Source organism: Lysinibacillus sp. NPDC094177 (assembly GCF_050279145.1).
Taxonomy (GTDB): domain Bacteria; phylum Bacillota; class Bacilli; order Bacillales_A; family Planococcaceae; genus Lysinibacillus.
In genome coordinates this window covers 296936-316869 of sequence record NZ_JBNNTW010000004.1, presented here as the reverse complement: position 1 = coordinate 316869, position 19934 = coordinate 296936, and the positions used below count along the sequence as shown (strand labels likewise).

Below are 19934 nucleotides of genomic sequence, written 5' to 3'. Positions count from 1 at the left end.
GCGAAGCGACAGCAACAACATGGTTTTATCTGTGCGAAAGCGAAGCGACAGCAACAACATGGTTTTATCTGTGCGAAAGCGAAGCGACAGCAACAACATGGTTTTATCTGTGCGAAAGCGAAGCGACAGCAACAAAAACAACAACAACATACGACAGAGTGACCAACATCAATTAAGCTAATGCAAATTGCTGCTAAACTCTCCAAATCATTTGGGGAGTTTTTTCTTGTTTCGAAAGAAAATGTTTTGTAGCATAAAGGTATTAATGAAAGAATAGGTGAATGACTGTGAACAATGCGATGACTGAAATGATGCAAGCACTTGAACAAGGGGACTTAGCATTAATTGAACAGCTACTTGAATCATTTTTAACAAAGGAGTTACCTGAGGAAATTTATACGCTAGCTGAAATCTTTATGCAGTATGGGTATATGAAAGAAGCTGACCGTGTACTGGAGCATTTACAATTTTTATTCCCAGAAGAGGCACAGTTGAAAATTGATCGTGCAAACGTCTTAATGGAATTAGGCGCTGAAGATGAAGCGTTAGATTTTTTATTAGAAATAGAGGAGACATCTCCAGAATACCCTCAAGCATTATTAGTATTAGCTGATTATTATCAAATGCAGGGTTTATTTGAAGTAGCAGAAATGCGTATCAATGAGGCGCTATCTATATTACCAGAGGAGCCATTATTACAATTTGCTAAAGCGGAGCTATTATTTGAAACTGGCCGTTTTTTAGAGGCTGCGAGACTATATGAAGAATTGTATGAACAACAAGTTGAATTTGCTGGAGTAAGTCTTGTTGAACGACTTGCTGAAGTGTATCGTGCAGGAGCTGCCTATGAAGCGGCCTTAGATTACTTTTTAAAAGCTCTTGATGATGAAGTGAAGCCAGATGTTTTATTTGGTGCAGCGTATTCAGCCTTTCAATCACAAAAATACGAAATGGCGATTAAACAATTAGAGGAATTAAAAGAATTGGACCCTGATTATTTCTCTGCTTATTTATTGCTTGCTGAAAGCTATGCAATGACAGAGGACAATAAAAAAGCATACGCTGCCATTCTGGAAGGATTAAAGCGTGACGAATACGATAAGTCCTTATTCTTATTCGCTGGAAAAATGGCTTTAAAAACTGGTTTGCCAGCTGAGGGCGAGCAGCATCTACGTGAAGCCATTGCTTTAGATCCTGAATACATGGAAGCGGTATTAGCATTGATCTCTGTGTTGGAACAGCAAGAGCGTCATGAGGATGTAATAGAATTATTTGAAACGTTACAAAAAAATGATTTTGAATGGAGCACCTTATACCCATTTGCTGCGGTTGCATATGAAAATTTAGAATTGTACGACCGTGCATACGAATTTTACCATTTGGCATATAATGATTTTAAGGAAGACGCAGCATTTTTAGAAAAATATGTTTACTTCTTATTAGAGGAAGGAAAGCGTTTAGAAGCTAAAGAAGTACTCGGTCAATTAATAACTATTCAGCCGGGTGAACTAGAGTGGCAAGAGAAGTTAGAAACCTTAGAATTTGAGTAAAGGAGGGAGTGGGTATGACTGCTTCTGTATCAGTTGTCGATAAAAAAGCATTTGTTAGATGGTTTTTAAAAAATTATCAATTGAAACGTCGTGAGTGTGTATGGATTTTGAATTACTTATTAAGCAACGATGAGTTATTAAAACGAATTCGATTTGTTGAAGAAGCTCACTATTGCCCTAGAGCAATGGTAATGTCAACAGTTGACTCAACAGGCGTGCCATTTCGTTTTTACAAAGGCAATGTAATGACAGCGGATGCTGAGAAATCTTTCCATGATTTACGCTTACATGAACATGAAGATATGTATATACAATTGAATTTTCCAAATGTACCTCCAAGCGCACAATACTTAGCAGTTCTTGAAGAAAACCCTTATATGCCGGAAGCACTGATTGTCAGTGAAAAAGATCGTTTACTGGCAGAAGAGCTGCTTTCCAACAGCTTACTCGTATTCCAGGAAGAAAAATTACTCGCACAAATTGATGAAGCCCTCGATCAAGGAGATGAAGAGCGCTTTTATGAATTGTCTAATTTGTTACAAGCTTTAAAGGAAACGGCTAATTTACATTAGTTATATGTAAAAATTGAATGTCCTTTATCTACCTCAATATGATAACATATCAAGTGAATGATTGTTTTCACTTTTTATTGGCTATCCTATTGAAGAGTGGAGAAGGGCATTTTTATTTTTGAACAAAGAGGAGGTTTGCGAAATGTATTTTAATACAAGCGATGTGACATCGTTTATGACACAGAAGGAATTTATCGATACAGCAATCGTTCCACTCGTATCCATCGATTTAACTCCTGAAAAAATGAAACAGAGTGGTACAGAGGCGGATTTTTTGTTGTCGCTCACATCTTTTATCGAACAACAATTTAAAGGCCGTCTATTACTAATGCCTCCATTCTCGTATAGTACAACATTAAAAAACGAAGATATGCCGAAGCAATTAGATGCACAATTACATAATGCTGGTTTTAAGCATGTGTTCTTCATTACTTGTGACCATTTTTGGACAAATATTGGAGATGAAGTAAATGTTATTTGGCTACCAGCGATTCCGTTAGAAAGTATGGATAAAGGCGTGAAGAACTCCATTCTCGAAGATCAATTGCGACAAGTGATTCCGATGCTTTCGACCAAATGGGCACAAATTTAACAATTTGTTTCAATAAATGTTCACATTCTCCATCTTTCCACAGAAATGCTATATTGACCAAGCTATGGACTTGATATATCATAGATATGTCCTAGTATTACTATTTGTAAAAGTATGTCCGTTGGACTGACCTTTAAGTTAGAGGGGGGAAAAAAATGAGTAATAATCGAGTTTCACGTCGTCAATTCCTAAGCTATACACTAACTGGTGTAGGTGGCTTTATGGCGGCAGGTATGCTGATGCCAATGCTTCGTTTTGCAATAGACCCAGTACTACAAAAACATGGTGGTGGGAACTTTATAAAAACAGAGCATAAAATCGCTGATATTACTGACAAACCTGTTAAAGTTGACTTAAAATTTGAACAAGTTGATGCATGGTACAAATCAGAAGTAACAAACGTAGCATGGGTTTTCAAACAAGGCGATCAAATCGTTGCATTATCTCCTGTTTGTAAGCATTTAGGATGTATGGTGAACTGGGGAGAAAATTCAGAATACCCAGATCAATTCTTCTGTCCTTGTCATGGTGGACGTTACGAGAAGAATGGTAAAAACATACCAGGAACACCACCAACAGGTCCGTTGGATGAATATGAAGTTAAAGAAGAAGCTGGTTACTTATTGCTTGGTCCAACTAAAGCAAATACTCTAGTTTAGTAAGGGGGTACAAAAAAGTGCTAAATAAAATTTATGATTGGGTCGATGAACGCTTAGATATTACACCAATTTGGCGTGATATTGCCGACCACGAAGTGCCAGAGCACGTGAACCCTGCACATCATTTTTCAGCATTCGTTTACTGTTTCGGTGGATTAACTTTCTTCATCACGGTAATACAAATACTATCAGGTATGTTCTTAACAATGTACTATGTACCAGACGTAGTGAATGCTTGGAAATCAGTTTATTATTTACAAAACGAAGTAGCATTTGGTGAAATCGTACGCGGTATGCACCACTGGGGAGCTTCATTAGTAATCGTAATGATGTTCTTACATACTCTTCGTGTATTCTTTACAGGTTCTTATAAGAAACCTCGTGAATTAAACTGGATGGTTGGTGTAGGTATTTTTGGTGTAATGATGGGTCTTGGTTTTACAGGATACTTATTACCTTGGGATATGAAAGCATTATTCGCTACAAAAGTAGGTATCGAAATTGCTGCATCTGTACCGTTTATCGGTGAATGGATTAAAATCTTATTAGCGGGTGACTCAACTATTCTTGGTGCTCAAACGTTAACACGATTCTTTGCGATTCATGTATTCTTCTTACCTGCAGTATTGTTTGGGTTACTTGCAGCACACTTTATCATGATTCGTCGTCAAGGAATTTCAGGGCCGTTGTAATAGTTCTTGACGGTTCGATGATTTTTTAAAGGAGGGGACATAATGCATCGCGGAAAAGGAATGAAATTTGTTGGTGATTCTCGTATTAAAGCGAATCACAGAATGCCGAACGTTCCAAAGGATTATTCCGAATATCCAGGTAAGACGGAAGCTTTCTGGCCGAACTTCTTACTAAAAGAATGGATGGTTGGTGCTGTATTTTTAATTGCTTATTTAATTTTAACAGTTGCACATCCATCACCACTTGAAGGACCAGCTGATCCGACAAGAGCATACGTGCCATTACCGGACTGGTACTTCTTATTCATGTATCAATTATTAAAATATTCATATGCTTCTGGTCCATATAATGTTATTGGAGCAATTGTAATTCCAGGTCTTGCATTTGGAGCGCTATTATTAATGCCATTTTTAGATAAAGGTCCAGAACGTCGTCCATCTAAACGTCCGTTACCAACAGCGTTTATGTTATTGACTCTGGCAGCTATGTTTTACTTAACATGGGAAGCTGTTGCTAACCATGACTGGGAAGCTCAAAAAGCAATGGGCGCAATTGAAAAAGAAGTTAAAGTTACTATTGATGAATCACTACCAGGTTATAAAATTTGGAATGGTGAAGCAGGTGACTCAGCTAAAACTTGTATCGGCTGTCATGCGGCTGACTTAAAAGGTGGCCCAGCTGCTCCAAAATTACTTGGTAATACACTAACAGCTGAAGAAGTTGAAGATATTATGCATAATGGTCGTGGCAAAATGCCACCTAAACAATTCAATGGTACAGCTGAAGAATCAAAGCAATTAGCTGAATTTATTGCGAGCTTAAAAGAAGATAAATAAGTATAGTTTACAAGAGTCAGGAAACTGGCTCTTTTTTTCTTCTAGCATAATAATGTGACTGTTACAACGTCAAAAAAGTTCCCGCTAAAAATATATTTGCTTCTATAATATTTATTAAGATATACATACAATTTAAGATATTCGAAAGTGGCGGGGAATTCACCGGAATTTTTGTAGTACTAACCGTGTGTTATACCCTAACATTTGATGTGGTCTATTTTTAAGAGGAATGTTAATAAAGAGCTCATCAACAAATGTTAGTTTAGGATGACATTGGCTGAAACGTAAGCTATATATCAGTTGATTCCGTTCCGACTGGACGCCCCAGGAAAGCGCCCAGTCGGAACGGAAATCAACCCCACGTTATGGTTATGAGCAAAAAAATATTGCTTCATAAATAGAAAGAATGTGGCAAATTAAAGACTATTTTATACATAATAACAGTTAAAAAAGGCATCTTAGTAAAGACAGAAGATAAAGGAGTTTTAATTATGCAAATTACACGTGCAAACATCTGGTATCTCCTTACGCATAAATCATTTTTAATACTTTTACTTATTATCAATCTATTAGGAACTATTTACGGATATTATTGGTATGGAGGGCAGCTTGCCATCACGAAGCCAATTTTTTATATTTTTGTGCCAGATAGCCCGACAGCCAGCTTATTCTTTTGCTTTGTATTGTTAGCATGGATTATGGGGAAAAAATGGCCACTAATGGAAGTGCTAGCACTTATAACACTAGTGAAATATGGAATCTGGGCTGACGTTATGAATATTTGGACGCTGATTGAAACTGGATCTATTGGTTGGCAAGGCTGGATGCTTGTGGGCTCGCATTTTGCGATGGCTGTCCAAGCAATTCTATATCTCGGTAAATATGTATTTTCATATTGGCATGTTGCCGTAGCAGCCGTATGGACATTGCATAATGATGTGATTGATTATGTATTTGGCCAAATGCCTATGTATCGAGATTTAGCAGATTATACAAGCTATATTGGCTATTTTACTTTTTGGTTATCAATTGCATCTATTTTTTTAGCCATCTTTTCAATTAGGTGGCGCAAATATTTGCCGAATTAGGTAATTGATTATAGAATTATAGTATCGAGGTAGAAAGGGGTTAGAAAATTGTCGACAAGTATGTATATTGTTTATTTTGCAATAATAATGCTACTGCCACTCTACGCACAGATGAAAGTAAAGGGCACGTATAATAAATTTGCAAATGAACGTACAATGAAGGGACAAACAGGTGCAGAGGTAGCGCGTGCGATTTTAGATGCGAACGGCTTATATGATGTACGAGTTGTTCCAACGCAAGGTGTGTTGTCTGATCATTATAATCCGGCGACAAAAACAGTTGCTTTATCGGAAAGTAATTTCTACGAGGCGAGTATTGCTGGTGCGGCAGTTGCTGCTCATGAGGTTGGCCATGCTATCCAGCATAAAGAAGCTTATTCAATGCTGACATTACGTAGTAAGCTAGTACCAGTTGCAAGTATTTCATCTAATATGTCTTGGATATTTGTAATGATTGGTATTTTTGCAAGTAGTTCGAATATGTTACTTTTAGGTATTGTATTATTGGCAGCAGGTGTGCTTTTCCAATTAGTAACGTTACCAGTAGAGTTCGATGCTTCAAAGCGTGCGTTAGTGCAAATGAATTCTTTAGGAATTATTACAAATGAAGAAGAGCGTCCAGCACGAAAAGTATTAAGTGCTGCAGCATTAACATATGTTGCCGCAGCAGCAGTTGCTGTATTAGAGTTACTACGTTTAGTATTAATCTTTACAAATATGAGAAATGACGACTAATGAAAAAACTTGTTGTAGTGATATTTCACTATAGCAAGTTTTTTAATCCTTAAACTATGTTTTTACTGAAATGCTCACCTCCAACAAACTTTTTATTTGAGGAGAGTAATCAGATTATAAGCATTTTATTGATGATTTTTGTGCGAAAGAGCAGTGTAAACGTAGCGGCAGCAGCACGATGTTGGTCACGAAGGCGTTAATCACAGGATGTGATGCTCTTAGCCTTCGTTCCCTACATGCTTGCTCCAGTGTCTTATCTGTGTCACTGATTCCCAAGGAGTCGCCCAGCTCTACTCCAATCAACTTGTATACAAGGAATATGTCTTAGCAAATGTCATCCATAACTTTTGGTGATGAGCCATTTAATTTTTAATGAATCGGTTGTTTTTGGTCATCAAGCGTGAAGCCTTCACCTGCAACATCTCGTACTTCTATTATAGATACGAAAGCGTGTGGATCTACTTCATGAATAATAGATTTTAAGCGTACAACCTCATTGCTGCCAATAACACAATAAATAACTTCTTTTTGTTGCTTAGTAAAATGGCCATGACCTTCAAGTATAGTGATGCCGCGTTCCATTCGTAATGCAATCATCTCAGCAATGGCGCTCGATTTTTCAGATATAATAAGTGCTCCGCGTGCTGCATATGCTCCTTCTTGAACAAAATCAATAACACGTGCGCCAACAAATACCGCAACAAGGGTATACATCATAGAGCGTTCATCTAAAAACGTTAGCCATGATAAGATAATGACAATTGCGTCAAAGATAAACATCGTTTTACCCATACTCCAGCCGAAATATTTATGCCCAAGGCGAGCTAAAATATCTACACCACCAGTTGTACCACCGAAGCGAAAGACGATACCGAGCCCTAGTCCAACAAAAACCCCAGCAAAAAGAGCTACAAGTAACATATCGTCCTCTAAATGAATAGTAAATTGATATTTTTGGAAAACTTTAAGGAAAACTGAAACAGATAAAGTTCCAACAAGCGTATAAATAAATGATTTTTTCCCGAGTAAACGATAACCAATAATAAACATAGGGATATTTAATAGTAAATTCATTAAGGCAGGGTCCCAGCCTAGTGTAAAATATAGTATGAGTGTAATCCCACTTAATCCACCTTCACCAAGCTGATTTTGCATGTTGAAGTGAACGAAGCCGAAGCTAAAAATTGCAGCTCCGAGCATTATTGCAATGATATTACGGATTTTGATCTGTTTTAGCATATGACCTCCTGAAGTCCCAAACATATGAAGTAATACTATCTATTATCTGACATTTTATTGTTTTTGACAACAACGGTGTAAATTTTATACGATGGTAAGTAGGAGTGTGATTTTAATGACTGAACAAATGACAATGCAAGCTTTACAGCAGCGTGTGGATGATTATATAGGACAATTTAAGGAAGGCTACTTCCCGCCATTCGAGTTACTGGCACGTTTAACCGAGGAGCTTGGTGAATTGTCTCGCGAGGTGCAGGACGTTTATGGGCAAAAGAAGAAAAAGAGTACAGAGGAAGTAAACAGTATTGAAGAAGAATTAGGTGACTTTTTCTTTGTTTTAGTGTGCTTTGCAAATGCTCAGGGCATTAAATTAGATGAAGCACTTTTACAGGTTATACATAAATTTGAAACAAGAGATAAAGGTCGCTGGACTAGAAAGGATGAAGAATAATGTCAATTCGTGTAGCTATAGCAGGACCTAGGGGAAAAATGGGGGCTGAGGCTGTACATACCGTCATGAAGCATGACAAGATGGAATTAGTAGCTGTACTAGATTATAAGGAAGTAGGAAAAACATTAGCTGATTTGGAAATGTTTCCAGCAAGTTATACGGCTCCAATCTTTACAGATATGTCTGAGCTTGTAGAGGCAACTGCACCAGACGTATTAGTGGATTTAACAAGCCCGCATTCAGTATACAAACATACTAAAGAGGCCTTGACTTTAAATGTACGACCTGTAATTGGTACAACGGGCTTTACAGATGCACAACTTGTGGAATTATCAGCAATTGCAAAAGAAAAAGAGCTCGGCTGTATTATTGCTCCAAACTTTGCGATAGGGGCAATCCTGATGATGAAATTTGCTAAGGAAGCAGCAAAATATTTACCGGATGTTGAAATTATTGAAATGCACCACGATCAAAAACTAGATGCTCCATCTGGAACAGCTGTTAAAACGGCACAATTGATTCAAGAGGTGAGAGCACAAAAAATGCAAGGACATCCAGAAGAAAAAGAAACACTTGAGGGTGCAAGAGGGGCAGAATTTGATGGCATGCGTGTTCACTCTGTTCGTTTACCAGGTTTAGTGGCACACCAGCAAGTTTTATTTGGTGGAGATGGGCAGCTATTAACAATTCGTCATGATTCTTTAAATCGTAATTCTTTTATGTCAGGAGTAGCATTCTGCGTAGAAGAGGTTATGAAAATGGATCAACTTGTATATGGTTTAGAAAACATCATCTAAAGATTGGGATGGAAGCTTAATGAAAATCGCATTAATTGCACATGATCGCAAAAAAGATAATTTAGTACAGTTTGCTATTGCTTACCGAGATATTTTAAATGAACATATGTTGTTTGCTACAGGTACAACAGGACAGCGTGTTATTGAAGCTACAGGCTTAGAGGTAACACGTTTTCGTTCAGGACCACTCGGTGGCGACCAACAAATTGGCGCAATGATTGCCAATAATGATATGGACATGATCATTTTTTTCCGTGATCCTTTAACAGCACAACCACATGAGCCGGATGTTTCTGCACTTATTCGTCTTTGTGATGTTTACCAAGTGCCACTGGCCACAAATATGGGAACTGCAGAAATACTACTGAAAGGCCTACAAGAAGGCTTTGTGGATTGGAGACTGATTCAAGAAAGACGAAATTAAAAAAGACGTGATTTAGAAAGGATGATAATCGAATGAAAAAGCTAAAAATTGGCATTACCTGTTATCCAACCGTTGGAGGCTCTGGTGTTATTGCAACAGAATTAGGAAAAATGCTTGCAGAGAGAGGACACGAAATTCATTTCATCACCTCAAGCGTACCATTTCGATTGAATAAAATTTATCCAACCGTCTTTTTCCATGAAGTAGAAGTTAACAATTATTCAGTATTTCAATATTCGCCATATGATATAGCATTAGCGAGTAAAATGGCGGACGTGATTAAGGATGAAGAACTAGATGTGCTTCATGTGCATTATGCAATCCCACATGCTGTATGTGCTGTTTTAGCACGTGAAATGAGTGGTCGTGACATTGGAATTGTCACAACGTTACATGGTACAGATATTTCGGTGCTTGGGCAGGATTCTACTCTTTCACAGGCAATTAAGTATGGCATTGACAAATCTGATATCGTTACGACAGTGTCAGAGGCATTAAAGCAACAAACCTATGAGCTTATTGATACAGTAAAGCCGATTAACACGATTTACAACTTTGTTGATGAACGTGAATATTTCCCGCGTAATCCAGGAAATTTAAAGGAACAATTTGGCATTCAAGAAGATGAAAAAGTTATTATTCACGTATCTAACTTCCGTAAAATTAAAAATCTCCCGCATATTATAGACGCTTTTATGAAGATTCGTGCAAATATGAAGGCAAAGCTGTTACTTGTAGGAGATGGCCCAGAAAAGCATCGTGTAATGGATCAAGTAAAAGAAAGTCCTTATATGAAGGATGTTCTATTTTTAGGCAAACAAGAAAATTTGGCTGAATTGTATGCGATAAGTGACCTAAAATTATTACTATCACAGCAGGAATCATTCGGGCTAGTTTTACTTGAAGCAATGGCTTGTGGTGTACCTTGTATTGGATCAGCTGTAGGCGGTATTCCAGAAGTCATTGAACATGGTGTAGATGGCTATATAGTGGAATTAGGTGATACGGACGCAGTAGCAGAATATGCCGTGGATCTATTAAATGATGAAGAGAAATTGCAACGCTTCCGCGAAGCAGCTATTCGTGCTGTTGATGAAAAATTCCATTCATCTAAAATTGTAGAACAATATGAAAAATTGTATGAAAAGGTTGCTGAAAGAAATCATGCAAAACAATAAAGAATGGCAAGCAGCCTATTCAGTTATTGAACAACTAGAAAAAGCAGGCTTTGAAGCAGTAATCGTCGGTGGTGCGGTACGAGATGCCATACTCGGCCGTCCTGCTCACGATGTAGATGTTGCAACAAATGCCATGCCAGACGAAGTAAAGTCTGTCTTTAATCATACTGTTGATATAGGGATTCAGCATGGGACGGTACTTGTTATCGTGCCAGCTGGATCGGTGGAAGTAACGACATATCGCACAGATGGAGAATATACGGATCACCGTAGACCCGAGGAAGTGCAATTTGTACGTTCGTTAAAAGAAGATTTACAGCGCCGAGACTTTACGATGAATGCCATAGCGATGCGACGTGATGGGTCTTTTGTTGATTTTTACGGAGGACGCCAAGATATTGAGGCTGGTGTTATTCGAGCTGTTGGTGACGCACAGAAACGCTTTTCAGAAGATGCATTACGAATGCTACGAGCTGTGCGTTTTTCTGCACAGCTTGGTTTTCTAATTGAATCAGAAACCTTGAAAGCAATGCAGGACAAGGCTGATAATATTTCTTGGATTGCGAAGGAGCGCATAAAGGCAGAGCTCGATAAGCTATGGGTAGGGAAAGATGTTTTTAACGGTATAAGAAAACTTGAGGAAAGTAGCTTAGTGAATTATTTGAATGGTACTTTTCAAGCTGATGACTGGTATGAATTTAAAACGCAGGACAAGCTATTAGGCTGGGCATATTTTGCTGTGTTGCAGGGGGATCATTGGAGAGAAGTGCTAGGATGCTATCGTTTATCGAATAAGGAGATGGCATTTGTAAAAGCTGTATTAGCAGCTTTTACAGCTTTCCAAAATGGCTGGACAAACATGGATTACTTTTTGCATACACAACAGGAACTCGAGGCAGCTTGTTATTTTGCGGAGCTGAGACAGCTTGACGTTCAAATGCCACAGCAAAGTATTCATGAAATACAGTCAAAACTTCCCATAAAACATAAACAGGAGCTTATTGTAAACGGTACGGACTTATTAAAATGGTCTGGAAAAAAGGGTGGGCCATGGGTAAAAGAAGCGTTGCAGGCGATGCTTGAAGCAATTGTGAATGGCGAGCTTGAAAATGAACGACAACAGATTAAGAATTGGATAGAACACGATTATTTTAAAAAAGAATGACGATTTTTAAACAAGGAGCCGGTCTCAAAAAATAAATGAGACGGCTCCTTATTAATTTGGTTCTATAATATTTTTTGCTTAATCACCAAAGGTTTTGGGTGACAATTGTTAAAACGCAACATGAGTATAAGTTAATTAGGAAGGCTTGGCGGTCAAATCACAGCATCACAGATGAGACCCTGGAGCGCGAGTGAAGTGGATAGAGGAACGAAGGCTAAAAGCATTCACGTCCTGTGATAACGCCTTTATGACCAACATCCTGTTGTTGCCGCTGCCGCTTCGCTTTCGCTCAAAAAACATTTGCCACTGCTGCCGCTTCGCTTTCGCTCAAAAAACATTTGCCACTGCTGCCCCAAGGAAAGCACCTAGCCGGGATGGAAATCAACCCTACGTTATGAGGGTAATCCAACGATCCGAAGCAAAATAGTTAAAAATAACGAATAACTAGTAGCTAAAAGATATTTGATGATAGATTGTGGTCAATTGTCATAATTTACAGTATGATAAATACAATTGAATCAATATTTTGCAAGCAAATAAAAAAATTTATAGCAGAGTTTAATAAAGGATTGATTAGCATGAGTATTTCTATGAAGGATGAAATTTTAAAAAGAATATTAGCTGCTAATGGTGAAGCGGTTTCAGGTCAGGAGCTAGCAGATTCCCTTGGAGTATCACGTACAGCTATATGGAAACATATGCAGTCGCTACAGGAGGAAGGCTATGCATTTGAAACTGTAAAGAAAAAGGGCTATGTACTGACTGGTGTGCCAAATAGCTTAAGTCCAACACAAGTTGAACTATTTTTAAATACGGAACGTTTTGGACGTGAAATTCATTATTTTGATGTTGTAGATTCAACACAAACAATTGCCCATAAGCTTGCACAGGAAGGCGCTCCACATGGCACTATTATTATCGGGGAGGAGCAAACAGCCGGTCGTGGTCGAATGGCCCGTCCATGGGAATCTGCAAATGGCACAGGTATTTGGATGACCATTATTGTGAGACCGGATGTTACTCCTCAGCAAGCTTCATCGTATACGCTTGTCGCAGCAGTTGCAGTCACGATGGCTATTAAAACATTATATAAACATATCGAACCGGCCATTAAATGGCCAAATGATTTGCTCATTAACGGTAAAAAATGTACAGGAATATTAACAGAAATGCAGGCTGAGGCAGACCGTGTACAAGCACTGCTAGTAGGCATAGGTATAAATGCAAATCAAGTCGAATCGGATTTCTCCCCAGAAATTGCAGATATTGCTACATCTTTACGTTTAGAAGCGGGTGAGGAGATTAATCGTGCGGCTCTTGTCGCATCTATTTTACAATATTTAGAACAATTCACGGAATTATACGTGAATGAGGGCTTTACTAGCATTAAAAAGCTCTGGGAACAAATGTCATGTACTATTGGACAACGTATTGAAGTAACAACTTTACGCGAGCGCTTTGAAGGCATTGCCAGTGGGATTACGGATGAAGGTGTACTACAGCTAACACAGGATGATGGAACAGTCCGAACAATTTATGCTGGAGATATAAAAATTTTATAACTAAAAGGCTGCAAGAATCATATGAAACTTGCAGCTTTTTTGTGTGTTCAATGTAATTTAGATTCTCTATTTGCGAAGTAAGTGTTTCTAGTGGCGCAAAAGAGTGCACAACCGGTGAATAACTGCTTCTATCATCTAAAATGGGAGATGCTCACTTTATTTCAACGTTAACTGTAAGTCACCATATGAAAGTGTTGCTTTTAGCTGGTTATCACCTTTATATTCTTGTGATACTTTGCTGTTTTGATCCTTCTTATCAACTGTAAGATCCCCGAAGTCAGTTTGTAATTCATAGCCAAGCTCACTTCTTTTATTTTGTAAGTGAAGTGTAGCATCCCCAAAGTTAGACGTAATAGTGGATTGACCATTTAATGTTCCATCGATATTAATATCACCATGTTCACTTTCGGCAACGAAGCCATTACTTGAAAATTGTTGTAGCTTCATATCACCAAAGGATTGTGTAATCTCTGTTTTATCACCAGTAGTGTCTTTAAAAATAATATCTCCAAAATCTTCGATTAGATTTAACTCCTGATAATTCAGACCACGAATGGTTGTATCCCCAAAATTACTATCAAGGACAACGGTTTTCAATTTTACATCTGAAGGAACAAAGATTTTGATGGAAGGAGTTCTGAAGTTACCAAATCCGAATTCTAAGCCATTCTTCTTCCTACCCTTTGTTTCAACAGTTAATGTATTATCTTTAATACTGTACGTCACATCATCATCATTAACAACATTTGTATCTAATGCATAATGATCACTAGTAACAATTTCAACATCTCCATAGTGATTGATAACATTGAGGTTAGTGAAATCATCTAGTTTATAGGAATTGTTTACTAGCTTATTATTCTCTGGTAATTGGATGCCTTCATCATTTAACACGAAACTCCATTTCCCACCAGAGAAATAACCAACTAGAGCTAACAGTATACCAAAAGCAATCATAGTAATGGCAATATGGGTATGTCGAGACGTCATTAGTATCCCTCCTTCCGTTTCTTCGTTATTTTATGAAATAGTCTACCTAATGCTTCAACACAAACAACAACGATTTTTTTGATCAAACGACCAACAATCGGGAAAATCAGGATGCCCAGACCTGTTACAATAAAGCCAATACCCATAAAGAGTAACGCTGTCTGCCAGTCTTGAGTTAAAATGAAGAAGCCTGAAATAAGTGCAACGATTCCAGCGAAAAAGATACTACATACAGTTGCTATAATCGCAATGATAACGCTGAATATAACTGCTCCAAATGAAAAAATAAGTGCTATTGCAACTACGAGTAACGGTAATGAAAGTGGGGCAGATACTATTGCTAGTATGATAAGCCAAATCGCAGAAACATTCTTCTTAGTCGAAGTTGAGGTTGCTTCTAAATCCTTTAATGCATAGTCAGCCATTATTTGTGATGCAACATGAGAAGGAGAGCCTAGCTGTTGAATGACATGCTGTTCGTTTTCCTCTCCTGCTTCATCGAAATATTCCTCATAATAGGCAAGCGCAGCATCAATCTCATGCGCTGGAAGACGTTGTAATTTCCCCCGTAGCTTTTTCAAATAGCTTGCTCTATTCATCATATTTCCCTCCTAAAAGTACACAGTCAACTTTTTCCTTATATTTTTGCCATTCTTTTAATAGCTCCAGTAATCGTACTCGACCTTGCTCAGTAATTTGGTAATAGCGTCTATTTCTACCTTGGTAGGGCTGATCGTAGGTTGTTAAGCAATTTGCTTTTTGTAAACGACGCAATACTGGATACAGCGTAGATTCTGATATATCCATCACGGTTTGTACTTGCTGTGTTAATGAGTAGCCGTATGCATCCTCTTTATCGACGATTGCGAGTACACAAGCGTCAAGTAAAGCTGAGCCAAGCTGAAATGTCATCTTTTCTCACCTCGCAATGTAATACCTATACAGAGATTTATATTATATGTCGTATAGTATGTTGGAAGTATATTACATATATTATCGATTGTCAAATTTTATTAAAAATATTTGTAAGGAAATAAAGTGATAGTAGTGTCATTTTTTATTTACAATAAAAGGTATATTGACTACGATAAAAATGACGATAGTGTCATTTTAAGTGTATGGAGGTAGAGATAATGCCAAAGGTAAGCCATGAATATGTGCAGGAAAAGAAAAACAGTATTTTAGAAGCAGCCATAGCAGTATGTAAGGTAAAGCCGCTCTATGACATTACGATGAGAGATATAATTAAAGCGTCAGGGGTAAGTCAAGGTGGTATTTATCGTTATTATTCAGACTTGGATGAAATACTCATTGAGGTTATTAATCAAGTAAATGTAAATGCAGACTATAAACATATTATCGATGATATTACGGATACGAGTAATTCTCCCACAAAAACAATCATTAAATTATTTAATTTTCTTGGAGCGTACATGAAGGAAAACGTATCAACAGTTGGCAAAATCCAATTTGAGCTTACGATTTTATTTGCTAACAATTCAGATAGAGAAAAGAAAATATTATCGAATATTTATGAGAATGAAAGTGGGCAATATTTTATGCAACAAATTTTTCATTCAATCCATAAGGGTATTTCTTCAGGATGTTTTCAGCCAGAGATTTCGGTCGTGGATCTATCTACTTTTATAATGACGTCCATTGATGGCATTGTGAGAGACGTTGTCTTGCAAAAATGTTACGGGGTGTTCTCAAATGATCAAGTGCAGTTTGATGAGGTTCGTTTGATGAATACACTTTGCAAATCCGTATTATTACTATTGGGTACGAAAGAAGGAGAGGATTAAAGTTGGGAATAGAGGTAAGAAGATTTCTATTTTATACCTTTGCTACGTCTTGGATAATATGGGGCAGTTTAGCCTTATTTACACAGCTGAATTTGCTGAAGTTTGGCAATGCAATATATATGCTGTTGTTTGTTCTCGGCGGAATTACTCCTGCAATTTGTGAGATTTGGTTGAAAAAGAAATATTCGACTAAAGAAGAGTTCAAATCATTTATCCATAATGTAAAAAATCCTAAGCATCCTGTATCTTGGTATATTCTTGTAATCGGATGGGCATTTGCGGCTTTTTTTTTACCAACGCTATGGGGCGGAGCAACTATGGAGAATCCAATATATCTGGCGTTACTTGAATTGCCAATCATGATTATTGGAGGAGGGGTTGAAGAAATCGGCTGGCGTGGTTTTTTACAGCCTTCATTACAAAAAAGATGGTCTCCCTTCACGAGCACAATGATTGTGGGCGTTATTTGGGCAGTCTGGCATCTGCCATTATGGTTTGTCATTGGATCAAATCAAATGAACATGAACTTTCTATGGTTTTCCCTAATAACTTTAGCGTTATCCTTTTTATTGACGATCATTTACTTATCCACTAAAAGTATTTTTCTCTGTATTATTTTCCACGCTTTCACCAATTCATTTTGGGATGTTTTTGTACCAGTTACAAATGTATCTTCTGGTTTTTTCACATTATTATTTGCTCTGTTACTATTTACATTGTTTGAAGTTTATCGAAAATCAAACTTTCAAAAACGAATGGTTTGAATTTAGTAATAGTTATGGATCTTAGTTATTAGAAAATAATATTTGAAGATTACATGTGGAATCTGTTATAGTATGTGCGAAGGGCAGTATCCTTGTGAACGGCACCTTCAAAATGTAAGACCTATTTACCTTCTTTCAGCAGGTGTTCAAAACACCCGCTGAAAGAAGGTAAAGCCTCCGGCGGATGTCACGGAATCGGAAAGGAGTTCTTTGTGCAAGCACAAAGCCGATTCCGGACGCAATTATGCCGGGGCATAATTGATAATAAATATCTGCCTTGATCATTTAATGACAGGGACGGAAGAAAACAAACGTTCAAAAATGTAACTTGATCAATGGAATGGGCAATTCTCTTAAAGAGATTACAATTCCTTTATTTAAGTTATGGCCTCTATTCAAGAATAAGAGGTGATTTTTGATAACGAACGAAACACTACCCTTCTGTCCATTTTAGGAACAGAGGGGTTTTTCTGTTTTCTTCCCTTAAAAAAGGAGGACTACATGGTGAAAAAGACTTCAGATTTTGTAAAGATGAAGGCAGCAGGTGAGAAAATCGTTATGCTCACTGCATACGATTATCCTGCTGCAAAATTTGCCGAGGAAGCAGGCGTTGATATGATTCTAGTGGGAGATTCACTAGGTATGGTAGTACTAGGCTATGATTCTACAATGCCAGTAACAGTAGCCGATATGGTTCATCATGCAAAAGCAGTGCGTCGCGGGGCAAAGAATACATTTGTTGTTGTGGATATGCCATTTGGTTCGTACCACGGCGATGTACACGAGACGTTGAAAACTGCAGTTTCCATGATGCAAGAAACAGGAGCAGATGCACTTAAGTTAGAGGGTGCAGGAGATGTTCTACCGGTAATTCGTAAATTAACGTCAGCTGGTATTCCGGTGGTAGCTCATTTAGGTTTATTGCCTCAATCAGCTGGAGTACTTGGTGGCTACAAGGTTCAGGGAAAAACAGCTGAACAGGCAACAAAACTTATTGAAGATGCAAAAAAATGTCAAGAGGCTGGAGCATGTGCGGTCGTTTTAGAATGTATTCCTCATCAGCTAACAGAGATGGTTTCTGCTAATCTTATCATTCCAACGATTGGCATTGGAGCTGGAGTAGAGGCTGATGGACAAGTATTGGTTTATCATGACATGTTAAGTTACGGTTCACATCATGTACCGAAATTTGTGGAACAGTTTGCTAATATGGGCCAAGAAGCAAGCAGTGGAATTGCTAGTTACGTAGAAGCGGTAAAGGCAGGCACATTCCCTGCGCCGAAGCATTTCTTCACGATGAAAGAGGAAGCATTGGACCAGCTATATGGGGGCGTAAAGTAATGAAAATCGTAACTACAATCCAAGCACTAACCGTAGAAATCCAAGCAGCTAAACAAGCTCAAAAAACAATTGGACTCGTTCCAACAATGGGCTATTTACATGAGGGCCATTTAACGCTAGCAAAAACAGCTCGTGCTGAAAATGATTTAGTCGTTATGAGTATATTTGTAAACCCGACGCAATTTGGGCCAAACGAAGACTTTGAAAGCTATCCGCGTGATTTGCCACGCGATACAGCTTTGGCAGAGTCTGCTGGTGTAGATATTGTTTTTGCACCAAGTGTTGAAGAAATGTATCCGCATGACGGTGGTATTCGTATTCATGCAGGTGAACAGGCAACAATTCTTTGTGGGGCGAGCCGTCCAGGACATTTTGATGGTGTTTTACAGGTCGTATCTAAATTATTTCACCTAGCACAGCCTACACGAGCTTATTTCGGACAAAAAGATGCACAGCAGGTTGCTATTATTGCTACGATGGTACGCGATTTTAATTTCCCGTTGGACATGCGAGTAGTACCCATTGTACGGGAGGAGGACGGCTTAGCGAAATCCTCTCGTAATGTGTATTTAAGTGAAGCGGAGCGTCTTGAGGCACCAGCGATTAATGAAGCGCTACAGCTTGCTCGTGATAGCTTTTTAGCGAATGGTGAGGTAGCGAATGCACTTGCTAAAGCAAAGGGATACATTGCAGCACGTACACATGGCCGCATAGACTATATTGAGCTATTAGCGTATCCAGATTTAACACCAGCAACTGCTGAAACTAAGCAAGTGCTTTTAGCAGTAGCCGTCTATATTGGTAAAACTCGTTTAATTGATAATTGTATCTTTAATGTGAAAGAAGGATTGTAAAATGTTACGAATGATGATGAACAGTAAAATCCACCGTGCTACAGTGACACAAGCAGATTTAAACTATGTTGGATCTATTACGATTGATGAGGATATTTTAGATGCGGTAGGGATGCTACCAAACGAAAAGGTACACATCGTCAATAACAACAATGGAGCACGCTTTGAAACTTATATTATTGCGGGGGAACGTGGATCAGGCGTTATTTGTGTGAACGGTGCAGCAGCACGTCTAGTACAACGTGGAGATATTGTGATTATTATTTCTTATGTGTATGTAGCAAATGAAGAGGCAAAAGATCATAAGCCAACAGTAGCCATTATGGGCGAGGGCAATACAATTAATGAAATGATATCGTATGAGCCAGAAGCAACAGTGATGTAATTGGCTGAGACATAAGTATATATTTAACGTAAAATTAAAAAATTTCACATCAGAAAAGCGCGAGTAATCAACGTTTCTAAAAATTGATTGCTCGCGCTTTTTAAAGTTATGACTTTTTGGTGGAACGAGATAAACCAAGGGCAATCGCTGATAAACCTTCAACAATCGCTGATAAAATAGCGAAATCGCTGATAACCCCCAAAGAATCGCTGATAAAGTAACGAAATCGCTGATAAACCTCCAAAGATCGCTGA

23 protein-coding genes are annotated in these 19934 nt (G+C 38.2%); 19 read left to right on the top strand and 4 right to left on the bottom strand.

All coding sequences use genetic code 11. The annotated features are described in order from the left end of the window. Positions 1–281: 281 nt before the first annotated feature. The 8 genes from ACQKNC_RS09570 (at position 282) to ACQKNC_RS09535 (ending at position 6725) form a co-directional block, all read left to right on the top strand. Positions 282–1550, top strand: a complete 1269-nt coding sequence (locus ACQKNC_RS09570; RefSeq protein ID WP_427424619.1) for a tetratricopeptide repeat protein — start codon at positions 282–284, stop codon at positions 1548–1550. A 14-nt stretch (positions 1551–1564) separates the two neighbouring features. After that, positions 1565–2122 carry a ReoY family proteolytic degradation factor gene (locus ACQKNC_RS09565; protein ID WP_079559925.1) on the top strand — a complete coding sequence of 186 codons (558 nt, stop codon included), beginning with the start codon at positions 1565–1567 and terminating at the stop codon, positions 2120–2122. 142 nt (positions 2123–2264) lie between these two features. Then, positions 2265–2714 carry a DUF2487 family protein gene (locus ACQKNC_RS09560; protein ID WP_427424618.1) on the top strand — a complete coding sequence of 150 codons (450 nt, stop codon included), beginning with the start codon at positions 2265–2267 and terminating at the stop codon, positions 2712–2714. Positions 2715–2869: 155 nt separating this feature from the next. Beyond that, positions 2870–3373, top strand: coding sequence for a ubiquinol-cytochrome c reductase iron-sulfur subunit (locus tag ACQKNC_RS09555; protein ID WP_427424617.1), 504 nt, complete (start codon positions 2870–2872; stop codon positions 3371–3373). 17 nt (positions 3374–3390) lie between these two features. Continuing rightward, positions 3391–4065 carry a menaquinol-cytochrome c reductase cytochrome b subunit gene (gene qcrB / locus ACQKNC_RS09550; RefSeq protein ID WP_049666761.1) on the top strand — a complete coding sequence of 225 codons (675 nt, stop codon included), beginning with the start codon at positions 3391–3393 and terminating at the stop codon, positions 4063–4065. Between the two features lie 42 nt (positions 4066–4107). Beyond that, complete coding sequence (locus tag ACQKNC_RS09545) at positions 4108–4902, top strand: c-type cytochrome (RefSeq protein ID WP_427424616.1); 795 nt, start codon at positions 4108–4110, stop codon at positions 4900–4902. A gap of 491 nt (positions 4903–5393) precedes the next feature. Continuing rightward, a complete protein-coding gene (locus ACQKNC_RS09540; protein ID WP_427424615.1) occupies positions 5394–5990 on the top strand; it encodes a DUF1405 domain-containing protein in 597 nt (198 codons plus the stop codon). A 60-nt stretch (positions 5991–6050) separates the two neighbouring features. Then, on the top strand, positions 6051–6725 hold the full coding sequence (locus tag ACQKNC_RS09535; protein ID WP_427424674.1) for a zinc metallopeptidase: 675 nt from the start codon (positions 6051–6053) through the stop codon (positions 6723–6725). Positions 6726–7094: 369 nt separating this feature from the next. On the opposite strand, the gene ACQKNC_RS09530 is transcribed toward ACQKNC_RS09535, so the two are convergent. Beyond that, on the bottom strand, positions 7095–7964 hold the full coding sequence (locus ACQKNC_RS09530) for a YitT family protein (RefSeq protein ID WP_427424613.1): 870 nt from the start codon (positions 7962–7964) through the stop codon (positions 7095–7097). 115 nt (positions 7965–8079) lie between these two features. Between ACQKNC_RS09530 and ACQKNC_RS09525 the strand changes: the two genes are divergently transcribed. From ACQKNC_RS09525 to ACQKNC_RS09500, 6 genes are all read left to right on the top strand, one after another. Then, on the top strand, positions 8080–8415 hold the full coding sequence (locus ACQKNC_RS09525; RefSeq protein ID WP_427424611.1) for a nucleotide pyrophosphohydrolase: 336 nt from the start codon (positions 8080–8082) through the stop codon (positions 8413–8415). Further along, the gene (dapB, locus tag ACQKNC_RS09520; protein WP_427424610.1) at positions 8415–9212 is read left to right on the top strand and encodes a 4-hydroxy-tetrahydrodipicolinate reductase; all 798 of its coding nucleotides are present in this window, start codon (positions 8415–8417) and stop codon (positions 9210–9212) included. Before ACQKNC_RS09525 ends, dapB begins: the two co-directional genes overlap by 1 nt. A 19-nt stretch (positions 9213–9231) precedes the next feature. After that, on the top strand, positions 9232–9636 hold the full coding sequence (gene mgsA, locus ACQKNC_RS09515; protein WP_427424609.1) for a methylglyoxal synthase: 405 nt from the start codon (positions 9232–9234) through the stop codon (positions 9634–9636). Positions 9637–9668: 32 nt separating this feature from the next. After that, positions 9669–10814 (top strand): N-acetyl-alpha-D-glucosaminyl L-malate synthase BshA, encoded by a 1146-nt coding sequence (gene bshA, locus ACQKNC_RS09510; protein ID WP_427424608.1) that lies wholly within the window; start codon positions 9669–9671, stop codon positions 10812–10814. After that, a complete protein-coding gene (locus ACQKNC_RS09505) occupies positions 10801–11979 on the top strand; it encodes a CCA tRNA nucleotidyltransferase (RefSeq protein ID WP_427424607.1) in 1179 nt (392 codons plus the stop codon). The genes bshA and ACQKNC_RS09505 overlap by 14 nt, the downstream gene beginning before the upstream one ends. Before the next feature lie 578 nt (positions 11980–12557). Next, positions 12558–13541, top strand: coding sequence for a biotin--[acetyl-CoA-carboxylase] ligase (locus ACQKNC_RS09500; RefSeq protein WP_427424606.1), 984 nt, complete (start codon positions 12558–12560; stop codon positions 13539–13541). A gap of 156 nt (positions 13542–13697) precedes the next feature. On the opposite strand, the gene ACQKNC_RS09495 is transcribed toward ACQKNC_RS09500, so the two are convergent. From ACQKNC_RS09495 to ACQKNC_RS09485, 3 genes are read right to left on the bottom strand one after another with little or no spacing between them, the layout of a single operon-like run. Beyond that, complete coding sequence (locus ACQKNC_RS09495) at positions 13698–14531, bottom strand: DUF4097 family beta strand repeat-containing protein (protein WP_427424605.1); 834 nt, start codon at positions 14529–14531, stop codon at positions 13698–13700. Then, entirely contained in the window at positions 14531–15130 is a 600-nt protein-coding gene (locus tag ACQKNC_RS09490; RefSeq protein ID WP_427424604.1) for a DUF1700 domain-containing protein, read from the bottom strand. The genes ACQKNC_RS09495 and ACQKNC_RS09490 overlap by 1 nt, the downstream gene beginning before the upstream one ends. Beyond that, positions 15123–15443 carry a PadR family transcriptional regulator gene (locus ACQKNC_RS09485; protein ID WP_427424603.1) on the bottom strand — a complete coding sequence of 107 codons (321 nt, stop codon included), beginning with the start codon at positions 15441–15443 and terminating at the stop codon, positions 15123–15125. The genes ACQKNC_RS09490 and ACQKNC_RS09485 overlap by 8 nt, the downstream gene beginning before the upstream one ends. Positions 15444–15664: 221 nt before the next feature. Here ACQKNC_RS09485 and ACQKNC_RS09480 point away from each other — a divergent pair, with 221 nt between their 5' ends. The 5 genes from ACQKNC_RS09480 to panD all read left to right on the top strand — a co-directional run bounded on the left by ACQKNC_RS09480 (position 15665) and on the right by panD (position 19680). Next, positions 15665–16336 carry a TetR/AcrR family transcriptional regulator gene (locus tag ACQKNC_RS09480; protein ID WP_427424602.1) on the top strand — a complete coding sequence of 224 codons (672 nt, stop codon included), beginning with the start codon at positions 15665–15667 and terminating at the stop codon, positions 16334–16336. Positions 16337–16338: 2 nt separating this feature from the next. Next, positions 16339–17100, top strand: a complete 762-nt coding sequence (locus ACQKNC_RS09475) for a CPBP family intramembrane glutamic endopeptidase (protein WP_427424601.1) — start codon at positions 16339–16341, stop codon at positions 17098–17100. A gap of 504 nt (positions 17101–17604) precedes the next feature. Continuing rightward, positions 17605–18441: a 3-methyl-2-oxobutanoate hydroxymethyltransferase gene (gene panB / locus ACQKNC_RS09470; protein ID WP_427424600.1), complete on the top strand. Its 837-nt coding sequence runs from the start codon at positions 17605–17607 to the stop codon at positions 18439–18441. Next, on the top strand, positions 18441–19295 hold the full coding sequence (gene panC, locus ACQKNC_RS09465) for a pantoate--beta-alanine ligase (protein ID WP_427424599.1): 855 nt from the start codon (positions 18441–18443) through the stop codon (positions 19293–19295). Before panB ends, panC begins: the two co-directional genes overlap by 1 nt. A 1-nt stretch (position 19296) precedes the next feature. After that, on the top strand, positions 19297–19680 hold the full coding sequence (panD, locus tag ACQKNC_RS09460; RefSeq protein WP_427424598.1) for an aspartate 1-decarboxylase: 384 nt from the start codon (positions 19297–19299) through the stop codon (positions 19678–19680). Positions 19681–19934: the final 254 nt, after the last annotated feature.